Annotated in this window: 18 protein-coding genes and 1 pseudogene; 13 read left to right on the top strand and 6 right to left on the bottom strand. The window is 66.2% G+C overall.

Features of this window, described 5'->3' with window-relative positions; all coding sequences use genetic code 11:
- Both MFF30_RS19395 and MFF30_RS19400 read right to left on the bottom strand, forming a co-directional pair.
- A partial coding sequence (locus MFF30_RS19395) for a YeiH family protein (RefSeq protein WP_238281242.1) occupies positions 1 to 547 on the bottom strand: 547 nt, incomplete at its 3' end.
- Between the two features lie 327 nt (positions 548 to 874).
- On the bottom strand, positions 875 to 2,182 hold the full coding sequence (locus MFF30_RS19400) for an MFS transporter (RefSeq protein ID WP_238281245.1): 1,308 nt from the start codon (positions 2,180 to 2,182) through the stop codon (positions 875 to 877).
- Positions 2,183 to 2,408: 226 nt separating this feature from the next.
- On the opposite strand from MFF30_RS19400, the gene MFF30_RS19405 reads away from it, so the two are divergent.
- The 7 genes and pseudogenes from MFF30_RS19405 to MFF30_RS19435 form a co-directional block, all read left to right on the top strand.
- Positions 2,409 to 3,263, top strand: coding sequence for an IclR family transcriptional regulator (locus MFF30_RS19405; RefSeq protein WP_238281247.1), 855 nt, complete (start codon positions 2,409 to 2,411; stop codon positions 3,261 to 3,263).
- A 17-nt stretch (positions 3,264 to 3,280) separates the two neighbouring features.
- A complete protein-coding gene (locus MFF30_RS19410; RefSeq protein ID WP_238281249.1) occupies positions 3,281 to 4,432 on the top strand; it encodes a CaiB/BaiF CoA transferase family protein in 1,152 nt (383 codons plus the stop codon).
- 35 nt (positions 4,433 to 4,467) lie between these two features.
- Complete coding sequence (locus tag MFF30_RS19415; RefSeq protein ID WP_238281251.1) at positions 4,468 to 5,145, top strand: enoyl-CoA hydratase/isomerase family protein; 678 nt, start codon at positions 4,468 to 4,470, stop codon at positions 5,143 to 5,145.
- 27 nt (positions 5,146 to 5,172) lie between these two features.
- Positions 5,173 to 6,000 (top strand): CoA transferase subunit A, encoded by an 828-nt coding sequence (locus tag MFF30_RS19420; RefSeq protein WP_238281253.1) that lies wholly within the window; start codon positions 5,173 to 5,175, stop codon positions 5,998 to 6,000.
- Positions 5,993 to 6,724, top strand: coding sequence for a CoA-transferase subunit beta (locus MFF30_RS19425; RefSeq protein ID WP_238281255.1), 732 nt, complete (start codon positions 5,993 to 5,995; stop codon positions 6,722 to 6,724). The genes MFF30_RS19420 and MFF30_RS19425 overlap by 8 nt, the downstream gene beginning before the upstream one ends.
- 30 nt (positions 6,725 to 6,754) lie before the next feature.
- Positions 6,755 to 8,218, top strand: a complete 1,464-nt coding sequence (locus tag MFF30_RS19430; RefSeq protein WP_238281257.1) for a class I adenylate-forming enzyme family protein — start codon at positions 6,755 to 6,757, stop codon at positions 8,216 to 8,218.
- A gap of 515 nt (positions 8,219 to 8,733) precedes the next feature.
- Positions 8,734 to 8,949: pseudogene (locus MFF30_RS19435) on the top strand (BA14K family protein); the annotation flags it as partial.
- Positions 8,950 to 8,976: 27 nt separating this feature from the next.
- Here MFF30_RS19435 and MFF30_RS19440 read toward each other — a convergent pair.
- Positions 8,977 to 9,156: a hypothetical protein gene (locus MFF30_RS19440; protein WP_238281259.1), complete on the bottom strand. Its 180-nt coding sequence runs from the start codon at positions 9,154 to 9,156 to the stop codon at positions 8,977 to 8,979.
- A 746-nt stretch (positions 9,157 to 9,902) separates the two neighbouring features.
- Here MFF30_RS19440 and MFF30_RS19445 point away from each other — a divergent pair.
- The 6 genes from MFF30_RS19445 to MFF30_RS19465 all read left to right on the top strand — a co-directional run bounded on the left by MFF30_RS19445 (position 9,903) and on the right by MFF30_RS19465 (position 15,875).
- Entirely contained in the window at positions 9,903 to 10,352 is a 450-nt protein-coding gene (locus MFF30_RS19445) for a hypothetical protein (RefSeq protein ID WP_238281261.1), read from the top strand.
- Positions 10,353 to 10,586: 234 nt separating this feature from the next.
- Positions 10,587 to 10,811 (top strand): ribosome modulation factor, encoded by a 225-nt coding sequence (locus tag MFF30_RS26110; protein ID WP_306424596.1) that lies wholly within the window; start codon positions 10,587 to 10,589, stop codon positions 10,809 to 10,811.
- A gap of 105 nt (positions 10,812 to 10,916) precedes the next feature.
- Positions 10,917 to 12,992 (top strand): sensor histidine kinase, encoded by a 2,076-nt coding sequence (locus tag MFF30_RS19450; RefSeq protein WP_238281264.1) that lies wholly within the window; start codon positions 10,917 to 10,919, stop codon positions 12,990 to 12,992.
- 3 nt (positions 12,993 to 12,995) lie between these two features.
- Positions 12,996 to 13,676: a response regulator transcription factor gene (locus MFF30_RS19455; protein ID WP_238281266.1), complete on the top strand. Its 681-nt coding sequence runs from the start codon at positions 12,996 to 12,998 to the stop codon at positions 13,674 to 13,676.
- Positions 13,677 to 13,839: 163 nt separating this feature from the next.
- A complete protein-coding gene (locus MFF30_RS19460) occupies positions 13,840 to 14,229 on the top strand; it encodes an exopolysaccharide production protein YjbE (RefSeq protein WP_238281268.1) in 390 nt (129 codons plus the stop codon).
- A gap of 254 nt (positions 14,230 to 14,483) precedes the next feature.
- Positions 14,484 to 15,875 carry an SLC13 family permease gene (locus tag MFF30_RS19465; RefSeq protein WP_238281270.1) on the top strand — a complete coding sequence of 464 codons (1,392 nt, stop codon included), beginning with the start codon at positions 14,484 to 14,486 and terminating at the stop codon, positions 15,873 to 15,875.
- 44 nt (positions 15,876 to 15,919) lie between these two features.
- Here the strand turns inward: MFF30_RS19465 and MFF30_RS19470 are convergent, their stop codons facing one another.
- The 3 genes from MFF30_RS19470 to MFF30_RS19480 all read right to left on the bottom strand — a co-directional run bounded on the left by MFF30_RS19470 (position 15,920) and on the right by MFF30_RS19480 (position 18,611).
- A complete protein-coding gene (locus MFF30_RS19470; RefSeq protein ID WP_238281273.1) occupies positions 15,920 to 17,224 on the bottom strand; it encodes a DUF2254 domain-containing protein in 1,305 nt (434 codons plus the stop codon).
- On the bottom strand, positions 17,221 to 18,216 hold the full coding sequence (locus tag MFF30_RS19475; RefSeq protein WP_238281275.1) for a mechanosensitive ion channel family protein: 996 nt from the start codon (positions 18,214 to 18,216) through the stop codon (positions 17,221 to 17,223). Before MFF30_RS19475 ends, MFF30_RS19470 begins: the two co-directional genes overlap by 4 nt.
- A 107-nt stretch (positions 18,217 to 18,323) precedes the next feature.
- On the bottom strand, positions 18,324 to 18,611 hold the full coding sequence (locus MFF30_RS19480) for a hypothetical protein (RefSeq protein ID WP_238281277.1): 288 nt from the start codon (positions 18,609 to 18,611) through the stop codon (positions 18,324 to 18,326).
- Positions 18,612 to 18,763: the final 152 nt, after the last annotated feature.

The following is an 18,763-nucleotide window of genomic DNA, read 5'->3' on the forward strand; positions in this document are numbered from 1 at the left end:
CGAGCACCGCCGTGAAGGCAATGGCGGCGACCACGTCCTTGCTGTCGGCCCCGATCACCGGCGCCACCGCGGCGATGGCGGAGTTGCCGCAGATGGCGTTGCCGCAGGCCACCAGGATCGCCATGCGGGGCGGCAGGCCGAGCACCCGGCAGATGGCGTAGCTGGCCATGATCGCCAGCACCACCGTGGCGACGATGCCGACGAGGAGGCTCGTGCCGGAGGCGACGATGGCGCCCAGGCTGATCGAGGCGCCGAGCAGGGTGACGGCGAGCTCCAGCACCTGCTTGGCCGAGAAGGCGATCCCGGCCCGGAAGCGCTCGCCCGGGCTCCACAGGGTGCGCAGCGCGATCCCCAGCAGGATCGCGATGACCAGGGCCTCGACGTAGGGGTGGCCGGTGGCGCGCTCCTCCAGGGCCTGCACGGCCAGGGCCGCCGCCGTGACGGCGAGGCAGACGAGGAGGCCGGGCACCAGCGAGGCGATGCGACCGCCGGCGACCTCCGGCTTGCCCGCGCCGGCGGGGGCCGTCGGGATGCTCTTGGTGCTCATGCTGCCTTTCCGCGAGGCAATCGGAAGGAAATTCTGCCCCGGGCTCGGCGGCGAGAACACTGATCCAGACCGGCTGCAGGTGTCCGCGCGGTCAGCGCAGGATGGAGGCGTCGTGGATATCCTCGGTAAGGCAGCTCGACAGGCGCCACTTCACCGGCCGGTCCTCCAGGTGAACGGTCACGCGGTCGACCTTGAGGACTAGGGTTGCCATCGGCTTTAGAGCGAGTCCGCTTACATAGCTTCGAGACATTTCGCGGGCGCAGCAGTGCCAGTCTGAAGATTTTGCGAAAAGCTGGACAAACAAAGTACTTCTATCAAGGTTTTTAATCAGGCTGAGCTGGCTACTAAGGTACCCCTACGGAATAGGTTTGTATTGCGGAACAACGTCAGCGTTCCGACAATCGAAAACACAGCAGCGCAAGCGAGCCACAATCCAGGCATTGCGCGATTGCCAGTCACGTGGATGAGATAGGTGCAGATTGCTGGCGTAAAGCCTCCAAAGATGGCCTGGGCCAGGCTGTAGGCCAGCGAAAATCCGGTAGCGCGCACGTCGGCCGGCATGATTTCTGTGAGCGTCACGACCATCACGCCCTGGTAGCCACCATAGAGGAATGACATCCACATCAAGGCCGCGAATAGCCGCGCGAAGGACGGGTCCGTCACGAGCCACGACATTACCGGATAGGCCGTAATTGCAATCAGCACTGAGAAGGTGATTAGGACAGGCAGGCGCCCGACCCGATCTGACACAGCCCCCATAACGGGCACCCAGACAAAGTTCGCGACCCCGACACAGACCGTGACAAGGAAGCTATCATTAGCGCTCAAGCCTAGGACCTGGCGGGCGTATGTCGGAGTATAGGCCGTAATCATGTAGAAGAAGACGCTCGTCAGTGTAACGAGGAGAACGGCCTTTAGCACAATCACCCAGTTTTGTAGGAGCGAGCCATAGATCTCGCGCAGAGTCGGCTGACGGCGCTTCGTGCGCTGGGTGAACTCTTCGCTCTCCTGCATTGAGCGACGAATCCAGAACAACACGGGGACAATCATGCAGCCGATGAGGAAGGGGATGCGCCAGCCCCATTCGAGCATCTGCTGATCAGTCAGGATGCCGCGCAAGCTGACACCGATAATTGCGGCGAAGACCACGGCAACTTGCTGGCTAGCTGATTGCCAACTCACGTAGAATCCCCTGTTTCCAGGGGTCGCGATCTCAGAGAGATAAACCGAGACGCCGCCAGACTCCGCCCCAGCCGAGAAGCCCTGGAGTAGACGTCCGATGACCACCAGGAGAGGTGCCGCAAGGCCGATGGATGCGTAGGTTGGGGTGAAGGCGATCATCGCGACGCCGACCGACATGATGGCAAGGCTGAGAATCAAGCCGGCGCGACGACCATGCCGATCTATATAGGCGCCTAGCACGATGGCGCCGAGGGGACGCATCAGGAAGCCGATGCCGAAGGTCATCAGGGATAGCATCAACGACACGAACTCGTTGTCGTTCGGAAAGACGGCCTGTGCCACGGCCGAGGCATAGAAGCCATAGACCATGAAATCGAACATTTCGAGGAAGTTGCCGCTCACAACGCGGACGACATCCTTCTTGGTCGGCGGTCCCTTTGCTATGGCGTCCATTGGTTCTCTCCCGTAGTGCAACATTGCCTCGATCACCTCAGCATTCGGTGAGCGGAAGCATAACAGCCGATATTTTCTGTTCTATTATTTAGAACATCGGTCTGTGGTCTGTTACACTAAGGAAATCATCTCCCGTCCGTCAATCAGTTGGGGAGCCATCGTGCATGATTTTTCGGTAGTCCTGTCCATTCTTTGAAGCATTCTTCCGATTTCTCCGGAGATCGTCTTGACGCTCCTTGATCTCCAGCGGTATGAGTTTATTCAGAACGCCGTATTGAATATTGGAACGATGGATAGCACGCTTCTCAAGGGCCTGACTGTTCTGGAGCACCTCGCCGCCAGCGAGGCGCCACGCGGGGTGAGCGAGCTCGCCCGAGTCCTCGACCTTACTAAGAGCAACGTCCACCGCACGCTGCAAACACTGGTCGCAGCGGGCTATGTCCGGGCGACCCCGGCGGGCACTTACGAATGCACCCTGAAGCTCTTCGAGCTGGCAAGTTCGGTTCTGGCTCGAGTAGATGTGCGGCAGGTCGCGGAGCGTTTCATGCGCTCGCTCGCGGACCAAACCCAGGAGACCATCCACCTGTCGCTGCTCGATGGAGCCGATGTGATCTACCTGCACAAGATCGAGAGCCCGCAGCCGGTGCGGGCCTATTCCTCAATCGGCGGCCGGGCTCCAGCCTATTGCGTCGCGTCCGGTAAGGCACTGCTCGCCTATCAGGAGGAGGCGCTGGTGCATCTTCCCGATCCACTGCCGACTTACACCCCGCGCACCATCACCAGCCTCGACATGCTCCGGCACGAGCTGGAGCAGGTGCGTGTGCAGGGCTTCGCGATCAATCGTGGCGAGTGGCGTGAGGGTGTCTGCGGACTGGCCGCCATCGTCCACGACGCGCTACGCAAACCCATCGCCTCGATCGGCATTTCAGGCCCTTCGGATCGGCTCGATCCTGCGGCCCTGCGGCGCTTCAGTGACGTGGTCGTCGACTCGGCTCGCGGGTTATCGCGCGCCCTTGGCTACAACCCTATCGACCTCGCGCCGCGGATCACCCGCACTGGCGCGATGCGCGAACCCGCGTAATCCCAGGAGGACAAGCCTTGCGACCGCTTTCCGGCATCCGTGTCATCGAGTTCTGCAGCGTCGCTGCCGGTCCGTTTTGCGCTATGCTGCTTGCCGACATGGGTGCCGACGTCATCAAGGTTGAGAACCCTGAGGGCGGCGACACCATGCGGGCCTGGCCCCCGATCAGCGGGGGCTTTAGCGAGAACTTCGCCTCACTCAACCGCAACAAGCGCTCTGTGACGCTGGATCTCAAGGATCCTACCGGAAACGCCCAAGCACGTGACCTAATTCGTTCAGCGGATGTCGTGCTCGAGAACAACCGCCCCGGGGTGATGCAGCGGCTCGACCTCGACTACGCGACCGTGAGCGTCGATCAGCTGAAGCTGGTCTATTGCTCAATCTCTGCTTTTGGCCAGGAGGGGCCACGTTCACGCGAAGCAGGCTTCGACCTGACGCTCCAGGCCATGAGCGGTGTCATGAGTGTCACCGGCGAGCCGGGGGCACCGCCGGTTAAATGCGGGGTTCCGATCTCGGATTTCGGGACAGGTCTCTATGCCGCCTATGCCATTGCGGCCGCGCTGCTGCAGGTGCGCGCCGGCGGCAACGGTGCACATATTGACGCCTCGATGTTCGGAGCCTCGCTCGCCATGGGTGCCCTCCAGACGAGCCAGTATTTCGGTAGCGGCAAAGCCCCGGAGCGTCTCGGCTCCGCCCATCCGCGCAACGCCCCCTATCAAGCCTTCCGGGCGCAGGACGGATACTTCGCCATGGCGGCGGGCAACAACGCACTCTATCGCGCGGCCTGCAACGCCATCGAACGGCCGGACCTAATCGACGATCCGCGCTTCGCTTCCACTGCCCTGCGTGCCGATCATCAAACCGAGCTGCTTGCAATTCTGGAGCAGGATTTCGCCGCCCATTCTTGCGCCGACCTGCTCGCACGCTTCCGGAAGGCCGGCGTGCCCTGCTCGCCGATCAACAGCTACGCCGAGGCGCTCGCCGACCCGCAGGTCGCGCATATGGGTTGGGTCCAGCCCGTCACGCTGCCCTCGGGCGTCGAAACACGCACCTTCGTCTCGCCGCTTAGATTCTCGGGCGAGGGGTTCCCAATTTACCGCGATCCGCCGGGGCTCGGCGAACACAACGACGAGGTGTTCGGTGCCGTCGCCGTCGAGAAGAACGCATAATGGACGAGCTTCTCATAGCGCGGGACGGCGCCACGTTGACCCTGACGCTCAACCGTCCCGACAAGATGAACGCGCTCTCAGGACCGCTCGTCGACGCGCTTCTCGACCAAATCCGGCAGGCGAGCACGTCCGACGTTCGGCTGCTCGTCCTCACGGGCAACGGGCGCAACTTCAGTGCGGGCTTCGATTTCGGCGGCTACGAGGATCAATCGGAAGGCGATCTCCTCCTGCGCTTCGTCCGGATCGAGCAGCTGCTGCAGGCAGTCTATCACGCGCCCTTCGACACCCTCGCGCTCGCACACGGCCGGAATTTTGGCGCGGGCGTCGACCTGATATGCTCCTGCGGCCGACGCGTCGCCGATCCCGGCGCGACCTTCCGGATGCCGGGCCTGTCCTTTGGGCTGGTGCTCGGCACGCGCCGCTATGCCGAACGGGTCGGCAACGCGCTGGCCCGGCAGGTCCTTGGAGAAGGTCAGGCCTTCGACGCCGCCGAAGCGCTGGCCGCCGGCTTCCTGACGAAGGCTGCCTCGAAAGACGACTGGGGCGAAATCGTCGCTACGGCGACCGAGGCGTCTGTTCGACTGTCCATGGAGGCGAATGCCGCCCTCAACGCTGCCACCACTAGGGACACGCGGGCGCTGGATCTCGCTGACCTCGTCGCCTCGGCCGCGTGGCCGGGGCTCAAAGAGCGGATCCGAGTCTATCGCGCCTGACACGAAACACCGATCTGGAGGGCCGACTTGGCTTCGCACCCATCAAAAATCGTTCCGCTGACGGCGCTCGCGGCCCTGGTCGCCGATGGCAGCTCGCTCGCTCTGGGCGGCAGCTTCCTCCACCGTGGCCCCTTCGCCCTGGTGCGCGAACTGATCCGCCAGGGCCGCAAGGACCTCGAAGTCATCAAGCAGTCCCCAGGCTACGACATCGACATCCTGTGCCGCGCCGGTGCGTTGGCGCGGGCCCGGGCTGGCATCGTCGCCATGGAAGGTAATTTTGGCTTGGCGCCTTGGTACCGAAAGGCTGTCGAACGGGGAGAAATCCTGCTGGAGGAACATGCCTGCGCGACCCTGACGGCGGGTCTGCGCGCCGCGGCCTTCGGCGTGCCGTTCATGCCCTGTGGCGGCATTCACGGCTCCGATCTGCCGGGCCTAAACGGCTGGAAGCAGATTATGGACCCCTACGGCAGCGGAGAATCTGTCTACGCCATCCCGAAGATCACACCGGATTTTGCGGTGATCATGGCCAACGAAGTCAGCGAGGAGGGCGACGTCCGCGTCTACGGCACCTCTCATTGGGACAGAATCATGAGCCGGTCCGCCAAGCGCGTGCTGGTGGTCGCCGAGAAGCTCGCGCCGAGCGCCTCCTTCCGGGAACAGCCGGAGCTGACGCTGATTCCCCATTTCCTCGTCGAGGCGATCAGCGTGGTCGAGAACGGAGCCTGGCCGGGCTCGTGCTGGCCTCATTACGAGGTCGATTACCCGGCCGTGGAAGCCTACATGAAGGACGGCCCGGCCGTGCTGAAACAGCACCTCGACTCTGCCCCCGAGACCCGGGAGGCAGCCCATGGGTGAATGGTCTGGCTTCTCCTACATCGTCACGAACCTCGCCCGGTTCGTCCGCCCCCGCGAGATCACCTTCAGCGGCGTGAACTCGGCCCTGCCGATGCTGGCCTGCCTCGTCGCCAAGCGGGCCTACGAGTTCGACTTCACCTACATCAACGTCGCTGGCGGCGTGGATCCGCGCCCCTCGAAGGTTCCGATCTCGAGTTCCGACCCGGTGCTGGCAGAGGGCTCGCGCTCGATCTTCTCCAACGAGGATTTCTACGACCTCTGCACCCGAGGCCAGATGGACCTCTGCTACCTCGGCGCGGCCCAAGTCGACGGGCTCGGGCGCACCAACGTCTCGGTAATCGGGGACTGGCACACCCCGAAGGTCCGGCTGCCCGGCGGCGGCGGCGGCGCGGTGATGCTCCCGACCGCCAAGCGGGCCGTCACCTGGCGCACTGAGCACTCGACCCGAACGCTCGTTGAGACCCTCGACTTCGTCACGGCCTCCGGCGGCATGCATGGAGTGGTGACGCCGATCGCCGTGTTCACAAAGCGAGAGGGACGCCTCGTCCTATCCTCCTGGCATCCGGAAGCGAGTCTCGACGAGGTTCGTGCCCGCACCGGGTTCGCCTTTGAAGCAGAGGGCGCCGGTCCCACGGCTCCCCCCACCGACGCGGAAGCAACCGCACTCTCCAAACTTGATGCGGACGGCGACTTCGAACGCGACGCGGCGATCAAGCTGCGCTGAGAACGAGATAAACCTGGAGGATCCGACGTAATGGCCGAGTCGATCAGCGCACGCCTTCGTGAGGCGATGACGCGCCATGCTTCCGCTGGCCTTACGGCGATCATCACCCCGGAGTCGGTTAGCTACACAGATTTGCAAACCCGGATCGACAGCTTCGCGGCGGGATTCCATGCTTGGGATGTTCGGCGCGGCACGATGGTCGGCGTGATCGCCTCGAAAACGGTTGACGCCATCGCTGCCTATTTCGGCGCGATGCAGGCGGGTGCCTGCGTCTGCTTCCTCGAACCCGGCCTCGCTCCTGACATTCTCGCGGAACAGGCAGAGGTCGTCGGCATGCGCCACCTCGTCGTGGACGAAACGCTGATCGCCCGCTTCCACGTTTCGATACTGACGCGCTTGGCCACCAAATCCTTGAGCGACCTCAAGGGGGAAGGCGCTTTTGTTGACGAAGCGCTCGGGCCTCAAGACAACGCCATGCTGCTGTTCACCTCAGGCAGCACCGGCCGGCCGAAAGGAGTGCTGCTCCGCCATGGTGCGCTGATCTGCAACGCCGAGGGGGTCGTGCAGCACACGGGCACCGCGCCAGACGACCGGCTGCTGCACGTCATGCCGCTTTATCACACCAACGGCGTCAACAATCAGCTCATCGTACCCTTCCTCGCCGGTGCGAGCCTGATTTTGCTCGATCGGTTCAAGCCTGAGCCGGCTATCGAGCATCTTCGCAACGACAGGCCGACCTACATGACGGGTGTTCCGACCATTTACGCGCGGATGCTGCCGCACCTAGTGCCGGGCGAGCGCTTTCCGTCGCTGAAGTTCCTGCGCTGCGGCTCGGCCCCGATCACGCCCGCCCTTCACGAGCAGATCGAAGCAGCCTTCGGCGTCCCGCTTGTCGTGTCCTACGGCCTATCAGAGGCGACCTGCACTTCGACGATGAACCCGCCGGAGCGGCGTAAGATCGGAACGATTGGGACCGTCCTGGCGGGCCAGACGGTCTCGCTGTTCGATCCGGTCACAAATGCGCTGGCTCCCGAAGGTGGGGAAGGTGAGATCCGGATCACCGGACCGGCCTTGATGGCCGGGTACCTCGGTAGCGCGGAGCAGCCGATCGTCGACGGATGGCTGCACACAGGCGATCTCGGCCGCTTCGACGAAGACGGCTTCCTAGCGATCACCGGCCGGATCAAGGACGTGATCATCCGCGGCGGCGAGAACATCTCGCCGGCCCTGATCGAGCGGCAGCTCGCGACCCATCCGGCAGTCCGCGATTGCTGTGTCGTTGGCGCTTCGGACCCCGACCTCGGCGAGGTGCCGATCGCCTTCGTCGTCCTACACGAGGGGAAATCTCTAAACGAAGTGGATCTCAAGAACTTTATCAGGGGCGCACTTGCAAGGATCTACGTCCCTACGGAGATACGTAGCCTTGCAGTGCTCCCAACCAACGGGGTTGGCAAGACAGATCGCAAGGCATTGAAAGCTCTGGTGAGCACTTAAGGCCAAATCCGCTGGTATACGAAGAGCATTAGATTGACCGCACTACAATCGCCTCGTCTTGAGAGCCGCGAGCTCCAAATTTTATGACAAAGCCGAGCGGTATGATACACTCTGTGTTTTTGCTAGGCGTAATTGTGAAACTGACGTTCGTCCGAATTGCGACGGACGACTACTTCGTACTAGGAGTGGAACTAAGCGTCCCCCTAAACCGGACATTCACAGGCAGGAAGGCTACCTTCCGGCGTTGCCACCTTGCCGACCCTTGGAAGGTCCGCTTTTTGGCTCTTGAGAAACGGGACAGCGTCTGGGCTGGGTGGAATGCGGTCCGGCTGCTTTCGATCAGAAGACGCCATTAAGCAGCCTATCGTGGTGGTCATGGAGCATCGTCTGATTGCGCCACGAGGGGCAGCTTGCCTAACCTCTCACCCCGGATGGACCAGAGCCTCCGCTCCTGAAAACCGCAGACTATCCCAGATCATCTACCGACGGACAGACGTCCGCATACGGACCGAGCCGGGTACCGTCGGGGCCCAGGGGTCGGCGCAGCGGTGGGAGCCGGCGTGGCGGGCCTCGCCGCCGGAGCCATTATCGGTGGGGCTATCGCCAACTCACAGGCGCAGGGCGCGCCGGGCGCCGAGGTCGTGGCGGCCTGCGCGCGCCGATTCCGGTCCTACGACGCATCGAGCGGTACCTACCTCGGCAACGACGGCGCACGCCACGCCTGCCCATAACCGACGCTTCGTCTTGACGAGGCTACCTCAGCCCGTGACCCCTGTCAGACCGTCGACGACGTTGGCGGCCATGATCAGGCAGAAGCCGGCGAGGAGCGCGATGCCAAGCACGCCCATGACGATGTCGGACGTGCCTGGCTCCCCGCTGGGGTGACTGGCGAACACGAGTTGCTTCCAGGGCCGTCTGCGGCTGGTGACGCGTGGCAAGGCAGGCCTCGAAGGCGTGAGGGAATTGAGATCGACCGATCCTCGGTCAGGATGCGTAGGCGAAGGATAGGCAGAGCACGACGAAGCATCCGAGGGTGGCGAGGCCGACCGTATGGAAGCGGTTCGCCAAGGCATCGATGCCGTTATCGTTGGCCGGTCCCGGAAGCTTCCGAGGCCAGCCTCGCCACTTGCGGCAGGCCGAGGGAGCCTGGTGCAAAGGCCTTTCGCGGTTCGGGCCCGGCTTAGGTCGGCAGCACATGGTCCGACGACCGGGCGCGGACCTGGCCCGGGGCAAGGTCGGCCGCCAAAAGCCCTCCGCCGTATCGGGCCCAGTCCTCGACGGACGGTTCATGCGACGCCGCCGTTCCGCCGACGCCGTCGACCGGTGGCGAGGCTGCGGGCCGCCGCCGGAGCGTGCGGACCAGACGTGCCGTTCGACCCATCGCTTCCTTCATGGCGCTCCTTGTCGGCTTGACCGAGGAAGCTCCGGACCCGACCGTCGCCGCAGCGCGACCCGGACGCCTGGAACCACCGTTTTGACTTCGTATGGCGCCGAAACGTTTGCAAGCCGCGTCGGCAGAGCGTCCCAGGGGCCGTCAGGTTTATCCCGACAAGACTGCGGGCTTCTCTGACTGAACGGCTGCCTTCGACGACACAGATGGTCCTCCGAGCCGGAGAGGTGACCCCGGATCGAAACTTCGGACCAACCTCTCCTCCGTCACGCATGGCCCTCTCGGATCAGACCCATGAAACGCATCGCATTCGCCCTTGCGGCTGTATCGAGCCTCGTCCTGTTCGCCTCGTCGAGCGAAGCGCGTCCTTTCGGGCGCGGACACGGCTTCCACGGGCATCACGGTGGCTTCGGCGGGCATCACGGCTTCGGCGGCTTCCGGGGACACCACGGCTACCGCGGCATCGGCTTCCGGTCGCACCACCGCGGGTTCGGGGGCTATCGCGGGATCGGCTTCCGCCATGCCCGTTACGGCTACGGGCGCCACTACGGACGCTACGGCTACCGGCGCGGCTACCGCGGGTTCGGCCTCGCGGCGGGTCTCGGCCTCGGTCTTGCCGCCGCGGCCGTCCGACAGGCCTATTACGGCGCGGGCTACGGCCGTCCGTACGATTACGGCTATGGGTATGGCTACGCCCCGGTCCGCTACGGCTACGGCCGTCCCTACCTCGGCTGCGGCTACTGAGACGCGCGGGCGGGGGGCTCCGAACCGGGGTCTCCGCCCCCTTCCTGGGGAGCCGGCGCTGCGCCCCCGCCACGGTCAAGCCCGTTCGGCTCCGTCGCTTGTCCGGATTGCCCTGACACGCGTCGGTAAGACCGGCAGGAACGGCCGCGAAAGCTTGTCGGTCGCCGCGATCCGGGCGCTACTCGGGTGTGCCGAGTACGCCTCGGAGCAGCGAAAGGGCGAGTACCGATGATCATGGAAGTCATCCGGCAGGGAGCCAGGGCCCGCACCACCGGTCGACCCAGGGATGCCTGTCCCTATCCCGCAGATTCCCGCGAGCGTCGGGCCTGGTTCGAGGGCTTCGACGGATCGGCCTGGGAGCCGGGCACGAGGGTGTCACACCCGGCCATCGCCTCGAAGGCCGCGGCGTTGGCACGCGACGTCGGCGGGACATTGGGTCTGGCAGCAACCTCCCCGTAGGGATCCCGGCACCGAACTCGGAGACCTGGAGGCAATGGGCTAGAGACCGCGGAACCGTACGCCCGGAAGCATCCGAGGCAAGGGAGCGGTTCGAGTGCCTGTCGCATGACCACCCGGAATGAAGCCTCCCCCGGCCCGACCAGCCAGCCCCGGCTGGACCGCGGCAACCGTCGGACCTTCGTCGCGCTCGCGGTGGCGGCGGCCATCCCAGTGCTGTTGCTGAGCGGCTGGGTCGCCACCCTCATGGCCCAGCAGCAGCGCGATCTCACCCGCGGCGCGGCCGTGGCCAGCGCGACGCGGGTCGCCGAACGCGTCGCCTCCGACATCGCTGCGCAGGTAGCCGTCCTCGAAGCCGAGGCCGCGTCCGCCACCCTCGACAAGCCGGACCTCGCCGCGTTCTACGCCGAGGCCGAGCGGCTCAAGCGAGGGCGTCCCCTCTGGGAGACCGTCGAGCTCGCCGGACCGGACGGGCGCCAGATCGTCAACCTGCTCCGCTCCCTCGACGACGAGCTCGGACCTACGGCCGACCGCGGGAGCTTCGACGCCGTCGTGCGCACCCGTCGTCCCGTGGTCGGCGGCATCGGTCCCGTCGGCGCGGTCTCGGGCAAGCGTCTCGTCGCCCTAAGGGTGCCGGTTACCAGGGACGGCGAACTTCGCTACATCCTCACGGTCGGTCTCGCAAACGACGCGGTCAGCTCGATCCTACGTGACGCCGGCGCTCCGGAGGGCTGGGTCGGGACCGTCGTCGATGCTGACGGCAACACCATTGCCCGCACCCAAGCCGAGGCCGAGGAACTCGGCCAACCGGCCGACGCCGCTCTGCAGGCCGCCATCCGGCACTCGCCGAACGGCTTCTACACCGGCTCCACCCTGGAGGGCTCGAACGTCGAGGTTGTCTACCGCACGCTGAAGGACACCGGGGGCTGGTCGGTGCATTTCGGGATGCCGGCCGCGACGCTGAACGCCCCGGTCCTGCGCTCATACCTCGTGCTGGCTGGTGGCAGCGTCCTCAGCATCGGCCTCGCCCTGGCGCTGGTCGGTCTAGTGGGCCGCGACATGGCCCAGCGGCGAGCGGGCGAGCGGGCCCGGTTCGCCCTGGCGCTGAGGTCGAGCGAGGAGCAGGGCGCCGTGGCAGCCGAGGCGGCGGAGCTCGGCACGTTGCGATGGGACACGATCCGGCAAACGGTGACCGGCTCGCCGCGCGCGGCCAATCTCCTGGGCTGGACGACCACCTTCGTGCAGGAGGGCGAGACCGAGGCGGCCGCCGGCGCTGTGACCGAGGCGATCCACCCGGACGACCGCGCCCGGCTCGCCGACGACCTGCGCTGGAGCCTGGCGGACGGGGCGACCCTCGACGTCGAATTCCGCATCGTTGGTTCGGACCCCGAGCCGCGCTGGGTGCGCCTTACCGGCCGGGCGCCCCGACTGCACGACGGCGCCGCCGGCCTGGTTTACGGCGTGGTCTCCGACATCGAGCCGCGCAAACGGGCCGAGGCCGAGCGCCTCGAACTTCTTCGACGCCTCGGCGAGGCGCAGGAGAACGAGCAGCGCCGGATCGCGCGCGAGCTGCACGACCAAGTCGGCCAGACCGTGACCGGCCTCTCGCTCGGCCTGAAGGGGCTGGAACGGCTCCTCGAAGCGCGGGGTATATCACCGGAGGCCGAGCGCCAGGTCCAGTGGCTGCAGGCGCTGGCCGGGGAGATCGGACGCGACATCCACCGCGCCGCCGTCGACCTCAGACCGACGGCCCTCGACGACCTCGGCCTGCGCGAGGCTCTCGCCACCCTGTTGCGCGAGTGGGGCCAGCGCCATGGCGTCCGCGCGGACCTGGAGTTCCTCGGCGAGCCAGGCCGGGTTCCCCCGGCCACCGAGAGCGCCGTCTACCGGATCGTGCAGGAGGCCCTCACCAACGTCTTGAAGCACGCGCGGGCCGCCACCGTCAGCGTATCAGTCGACCACCGCCCGGAGGAGATGCGGGTCATCGTCGAGGACGACGGGGTAGGCTTCGATCCCGAGGCTGTTTCTTGCCCCCCTGCGGACGGGTCGCCGGCCAAGCCGCGCCTTGGCCTGTCCGGCATCCGCGAACGCCTGTCCCTCCTCGGGGGGACGCTGACGCTGGAATCGTCACCGGGCGTCGGCACGACGTTGTTCATTTCGATACCCGTTCCGCAGGTTGCCTAACGCATGAATGACCTCCCGACGGACCTAATCCGCGTCGTCCTCGCCGACGACCATCCCGTCGTCCTCGCCGGCATCCGGGCGCTGCTGAACGCCGATCCCTGGGTGGAGGTGGTCGGCGAGGCCACGAACGGCGGGGAGGCGCTGCCGTTGATCCGCTCCGTGGCGCCTGACGTCGCCGTGATCGACGTCTCGATGCCCGGCCTCAACGGCCTCGAATTGACGGAGCGCCTCACGGGTGAGTGCCCTGGAACCAAGGTCCTCGTTCTCACGGTCCACGAGGACGCCGCCTACGTCCAGCCGCTGCTGAAGGCCGGCGCTCGGGGTTACCTCCTGAAGCGCTCGGCGGCCGAGGACCTCCTGCGGGCGGTCCATGCGGTTGCGACGGGCGGGGTCTACCTCGACCCGTCCGTCGCTGGTCATGCCCTGGGGGACGGCTCCGCGGCGGCGGCGGGGCCCAAGCCGGCCGAGACCGGCGAGACGCTTAGCCCGCGAGAGACGGAGACGCTGCGCCTGATCGCGCAGGGGCTCAGCAACAAGGAGATCGCGCGACGCTTCGAGGTCAGCGTGAAGTCGGTTGAGACCTATAAGGCCCGGGCCGCCGAGAAGCTCGGATTGCGGTCGCGTGCCGAGATCATCCGCTACGCCGCCTCCCACGGTTGGCTGGACGCGCTCACCCTCCGGTAGGGGGCACGCATCAGTGTCGTCATGCCGTCGTCGACTGCGTCAGAAGAGCAATTGGATGCGGTGGGCACCGCGTTCACGTCCTCGGTGGCGGAGGTTTCGCCCAGGAACCCGAAGCCGCCCTATGTCTTGTCGACGACAAAATAAAAACCTTGAGGAAACGCTTATGAGAACGATCGCCCTTGTCGCCGTGGCCACCCTCGCCCTGACCGTGCCGGCCCTCACAGCCCCCTGCAACACAGGAGCGACGCGTTCCAAGGACCCAACGCCGGACCACGTGAACCCGAAGAGCTCGGACGTCGACAAGTCCAGCAAGAACCTGGCCGGCGGCCCCCAGCCGGCTTCGCCGGGTACGGTCGGCGCCATGAACAACGTCGGCACCAACCAGATGGTTGGCGAGAAGCCGGGCACCGAGGCGAAGAACGACCAGGGCAACGGCGTGGGCACGTCGAGCAAGAACCTCGCCGGCGGTCAACAGCCGGCCTCGCCGGGCACGGTCGGCGCCATGAACAACGCCGGCGCGAACCAGGGCCTTGGCAAGGACGACAACTGCTAAGGCACGCCGTCTGATCGAAACCACCCCACCGGGCCCGCCGAGCACTGCCGAGGCGGGCCCTTCCCATGTTTGCCCCTCGTCATCGAAGACCCTGGCGGCCAAGGACCCGAACCGCCAATGACTCTTCATGACCTGTTGGCATCCCCGAGCCCCAGGGGCGGGCATGAAACTGGGCGTGCCGCGTTCGAAGTTGCAGGTCGTCCTGATCAAACGATGGTCCCACCGCCGCGTGTCCCAGCGCGAATCTGCCCGCCATGCATCTGATGAGCGCACGGACGCTTTCGGCCACCGGACTCCTTGTGGCCCTGGCCTTCGCCGTGACCCTCCCGGAAGACTTGGATTGGCCCGCGCGGGCGGCCATGCTGGCCTTCGGCGGGGCCGCCATCCTTTGGGTTCTGACCGGGCTTAGCGCGGCCTATGTTGCCGTCGCCGCGGCCGTGTCCCTGGTGGCGGTCCGGGCCGTCGAGCAGCGAGCGCTGATTGAGGGCCTCGGCTCGAAGGTGGTCTGGCTGGTCATCGGCACCTTCGTGCTCGGCGCGGCGGTTGAGAAGAGTGGACTCGCGGGCCGGCTCACCGCCCTGATCGCCGGGCGCGGGACCAGCGTCGGCGGGCTAATGTGGCGCCTGACCCTCGGCATCGTTCCGCTCGCCTTCCTGATCCCCTCCACCTCCGGGCGGGCCACGGTGCTTCTGCCGCTGCATCGCAGCCTGACCGAGGCTGACGACGACCCGCGCCTCGCCAAGGCCATCGGCTTGCTGATCCCCGCGCTCATCGTGCTTTCGACGATCTGCAGCCTTACCGGCGCCGGCTCCCACCTCGTCACCGTCGACCTGCTGGAGCGGCTTTCAGACCAGAGCATCGACTTCGGGCAATGGATGCTCTGGGGACTTCCCTTCGGCGTTGCCGCCTGCCTGATCACGACATTCCTGATCGGCCACCTCTTCCTCGATGCCGAGACCCGGGCTCGGCAGGTCGCGGAGATTGAGGCGTCGTCAGGCCCCTTGTCCGCCAAGGAGTGGCGGGCCGGGGCCGTGGTGCTCGCCATGCTGGGTCTGTGGCTGACGGAGGGCTATCATCCCTTCGGTATCGCCACCGTGGCGGTCGTTGGCGCGGTGATCCTGACGATGCCTGTTGTCGGTGTCCTCGACTGGGAGGACGGTGTGAAGGCTGTGAATTGGTCGCTCGTCCTGTTCATCGCGGCCTCCCTCGTCCTCGGCCGCGCCCTGATCTCGACGGGAGCCGCGAAATGGCTGATCGGCTCCGCGCTCTCAGCGAGCGGCCTTGGGTCCGACAGCCCGCCCCTCCCGATCCTGCTCGGATTGACGGCGCTCGGCCTGACGGCGCACCTCTACATGGTGTCCCACACCGCGCGGGTGGTGGCGCTGCTGCCGCCCCTGCTACTCCTGGCGGACAAGCTCGGCCTCAGCCCGGTCGCGGTCGCCTTCCTGGCGAATGCGGGTATGGATTACTGCCTCACCCTGCCGGTCTCCTCGAAGGCGCTGCTGATCTTCCAGAGCGAGGAGCGACCGGCTTGGACCTCAACGGACCTGCTCAAGCTGGGGGCACTGCTGGCACCCGCCTATGCGGTGCTGATGATCGCCGCCTACTACGTCTTCTGGTCGCATACCGGCTTGGCGCTCAGATAATCCGACGTTGTGCAGCCGACGCTGGGTCGAGACCGTGCCTGTTCCTAAACGGATGCCGGGGAGAACGGGGCCACAACGGCGTGGAAGTGGCGGTGACGCGCTTCGAGGTCGGCGAGGTCGTTAGGATCCGCGACGTCTCGCCGGGCGGCGGCGACCACGAGGTTGGCGTGCCGGGCGAGTTCGGCGGTCCGGTTCGTCATACGCTCCACCTCGGCGACGCGGGCGAGCACGTCGAGCAGGCGGGCGAGCACGTGCACCGAACCGGCGGCGTTCTGGCGGATCATGTGGAACATGGCATCGCACAGGCCGTCGTAGTCGGTGACCGGCACGACCACAGGCACGCGGCCGCCTCGGACCACGGCACCGGTGGGCAGATGGCGCGACGCAACCCGGCACAGGGCGTCGCCGAGGTGGTCGACGACACTGCCGGCCGTGAAGGGGTCATTGATGCCCGGCGACAGCGCCCGGACCGCGACCTCGACGAGTTGCCGGATGGAGTATTCCAGGTCCTGCAGGGCGGCCGGACGATGCCCGAAGGTCAGCGAACGCCTAAGCGCCGCCTCCGCATCCTCAATCCCGTCGGAGAGGAACGCGACGGGGAACCCGCTCGGCACATAATCACCAGGCCGCACCCTTACGGCGACGGTCGCACCGTGCTCCAGCGCCCAATCGGCCAGCCCGTCCTCGTCAACCGCCTGGAGGTAGCCGCTGGCGTCGATGGAGACACCGCAGCCGGTGGGCAGTCGGTCCGGGAGCGTCATACCGGCCGCTTCGCAGGTCCGGGCCTCGACGGCGGCGCAGAGGTCACTGTGGACCGCGTCGACGACGGTCTCGACGTTGATGCTGGCTGCGATGTGGTGGACGAACCAAACGAGGGTCGCGAGAGAGAGGAGCGCCAAAAGCATCGCCCCCGTGATCGCGAGGTGCGGGACGAAAGGGCTCTCCTGCACCGTGCGCACGGTGCGCAGGACCATGAGCGCGTAGGCAAAGGTGCCAAGGAAAATGCCCAGCACGATCTGGTTACGGGCGTCGCGGGTGAAGTTGCGCAGCAGTCTCGGGCCCATCTGCCCGGACGCCAGTGTCAAGGCCGCGATGGTGATGGAGAAGGTAGTTCCGGCGACCCCGATGGTCGAGGACGCGACCGCGCTAAGGAGCGCCCGGGCCCCCTCGGCGCCGCCGGAATAGCCCCAGTTTTGGTCCGGCGAGGAGGCGTCGTACCCGGCCACATGGGCCGTCTCCAGCCAGATCCCGAGCTGGGCGAGGCCGATGCAGCCGATCACGATCAGGGCGGGCCGAAGCCAGAACTGATCGCCGAGGGATTCGATCCAGGCTCGCAGGCGTGCCCTCATGCCAGTTCATCCTTTCCTTCCGAACCTCGGCGTTCGGCGTCCCGACGTTGGACGTCGTCCCAGTCCTCGCGCAGCACCTTCCATCGCGCGCGCGGTGGGCTCTTGCCGGCGGGCCAGCCTTCGCGCTGGCGCGTGCGGTCGCCATCCGACGCCTCGGTCTGATCGTGCAGGAGCACCTGGCTCGTGGGGTAAGGCAGGTCGATCCCGGCCGCGGTGAGCGCGTCCTTGACGTTTGAGATGGCGTGGTCGAGGGCATCCATCGCGTCGCGTCGCCGGGGCGGGTCGATCCAGAAGCGCGCCGTCATGTCGACGCCGGCGGCCCCGAGGCCCGTGACCAGCGCCTCAGGGGCTGGCTCGGCCAGGACCCCTTCAGTCCTGCGCAGGGCCTCGACGATGACGTGACGCGCCTCCTTCATGTCGTCGCCGTTGCCGATGGTAAGGGGGAAGGCGAGGCGGCGCTTGTCGTGCGCGGTGATGACCGTGATCTTGTCGACGAACAGCGTGGCGTTTGGGATCAGCACGCGTTGGTTGTCGTAGGTGCGCAGCACCGTCGCTCGCACCCAAACGTCCTCGACCGTGCCCTCGTGCGATCCAGCCCGGATCTGGTCGCCGATGATGAAGGGGCGGGTCAGCAGGATGAGGATCCCGGCCAGCAGGTTCTGCAGCACGTCGCGGAAGGCGAAGCCGATGGCGACGCCGCCGATGCCGAGGAGGTTGAACAGGTCGGCGGCGGAGACGGAGGGGAAGGCGACAGAGGCCGCCACCAGGAACGAGACCAGGATGGTCATGCCGCCGGCGATGCGCCCGAGCACCGAGGCGGAGCCGGGAGAAGCCTCCCGCAACGTAGCGGCGCGGCGAACGGCGGCACGGACCCCTCGGGCGATAAGCAGGCCGAGGCCGAAGAGCACGAGGGCGACGGCTAGCCCCGGCAGAAGGGCAGCGGCGGAGCGCCCCAGCCCTTCAAGGCGCCCGAGCGCTTCCGAGAAAATCATGAGAACCCTTGGGTCATGGGAAAGCCGCCGGTGGCGGGCGTGCCATCCGGCGGCGTCTCAGGGTGCTTTTGCGCAGCTAGCGACCATACAGGCCCGTTTCAGTGATATCAGCGACGCGGTCCGCCGGACGTCCCGCCGTACTGCTGCCCGCCGAACTGACTGCGCGAGGGCATGCTGGCGTTGCCGCGGCTGGCCGACCCCTGCCGCATCCGATGGTTACGATGCATCATGCGATGGCGGCGCATCTCACGCCGAGACATGCGGACCTGAACGAGGTCACTGCCATCCGAGGCCGTGACGCCGGAGGCGTTCATGGGCAGGGCGGCCGAGGGCAGGCTGAAGGCGCAAAGGCCGAGGCCGGCCAAGAGCGCCGAGGCGAGAAGGGTGTGCTTCATGATTGGGTCTCCTTTGTCTACGGGGATCACATCTTCTTCTTGGAATACTCGAACTTCGGCGCGTTCTTCAGGGTGTCCTTATCGGTATCGGCGTGGACCATCCACTTACCGTCCTCGCTCGCCATCAGCAACAAGGACGGTAAGTGGATGGT

The sequence above is a fragment of the Methylobacterium goesingense genome (genome assembly GCF_022179225.1).
GTDB classification, from domain to species: domain Bacteria; phylum Pseudomonadota; class Alphaproteobacteria; order Rhizobiales; family Beijerinckiaceae; genus Methylobacterium; species Methylobacterium goesingense.

Excerpts from the sequence above, each read along its gene's own strand:
- MFF30_RS19400 (WP_238281245.1), bottom strand. The coding sequence starts at position 2,182 with ATGGACGCCATAGCAAAGGGACCGCCGACCAAGAAGGATGTCGTCCGC.
- MFF30_RS19425 (WP_238281255.1), top strand. The coding sequence starts at position 5,993 with ATGGGTGAATGGTCTGGCTTCTCCTACATCGTCACGAACCTCGCCCGG.
- MFF30_RS19430 (WP_238281257.1), top strand. The coding sequence starts at position 6,755 with ATGGCCGAGTCGATCAGCGCACGCCTTCGTGAGGCGATGACGCGCCAT.
- MFF30_RS19445 (WP_238281261.1), top strand. The coding sequence starts at position 9,903 with ATGAAACGCATCGCATTCGCCCTTGCGGCTGTATCGAGCCTCGTCCTG.
- MFF30_RS26110 (WP_306424596.1), top strand. The coding sequence starts at position 10,587 with ATGGAAGTCATCCGGCAGGGAGCCAGGGCCCGCACCACCGGTCGACCC.
- MFF30_RS19450 (WP_238281264.1), top strand. The coding sequence starts at position 10,917 with ATGACCACCCGGAATGAAGCCTCCCCCGGCCCGACCAGCCAGCCCCGG.
- MFF30_RS19455 (WP_238281266.1), top strand. The coding sequence starts at position 12,996 with ATGAATGACCTCCCGACGGACCTAATCCGCGTCGTCCTCGCCGACGAC.
- MFF30_RS19460 (WP_238281268.1), top strand. The coding sequence starts at position 13,840 with ATGAGAACGATCGCCCTTGTCGCCGTGGCCACCCTCGCCCTGACCGTG.
- MFF30_RS19465 (WP_238281270.1), top strand. The coding sequence starts at position 14,484 with ATGCATCTGATGAGCGCACGGACGCTTTCGGCCACCGGACTCCTTGTG.
- MFF30_RS19470 (WP_238281273.1), bottom strand. The coding sequence starts at position 17,224 with ATGAGGGCACGCCTGCGAGCCTGGATCGAATCCCTCGGCGATCAGTTC.
- MFF30_RS19475 (WP_238281275.1), bottom strand. The coding sequence starts at position 18,216 with ATGATTTTCTCGGAAGCGCTCGGGCGCCTTGAAGGGCTGGGGCGCTCC.
- MFF30_RS19480 (WP_238281277.1), bottom strand. The coding sequence starts at position 18,611 with ATGAAGCACACCCTTCTCGCCTCGGCGCTCTTGGCCGGCCTCGGCCTT.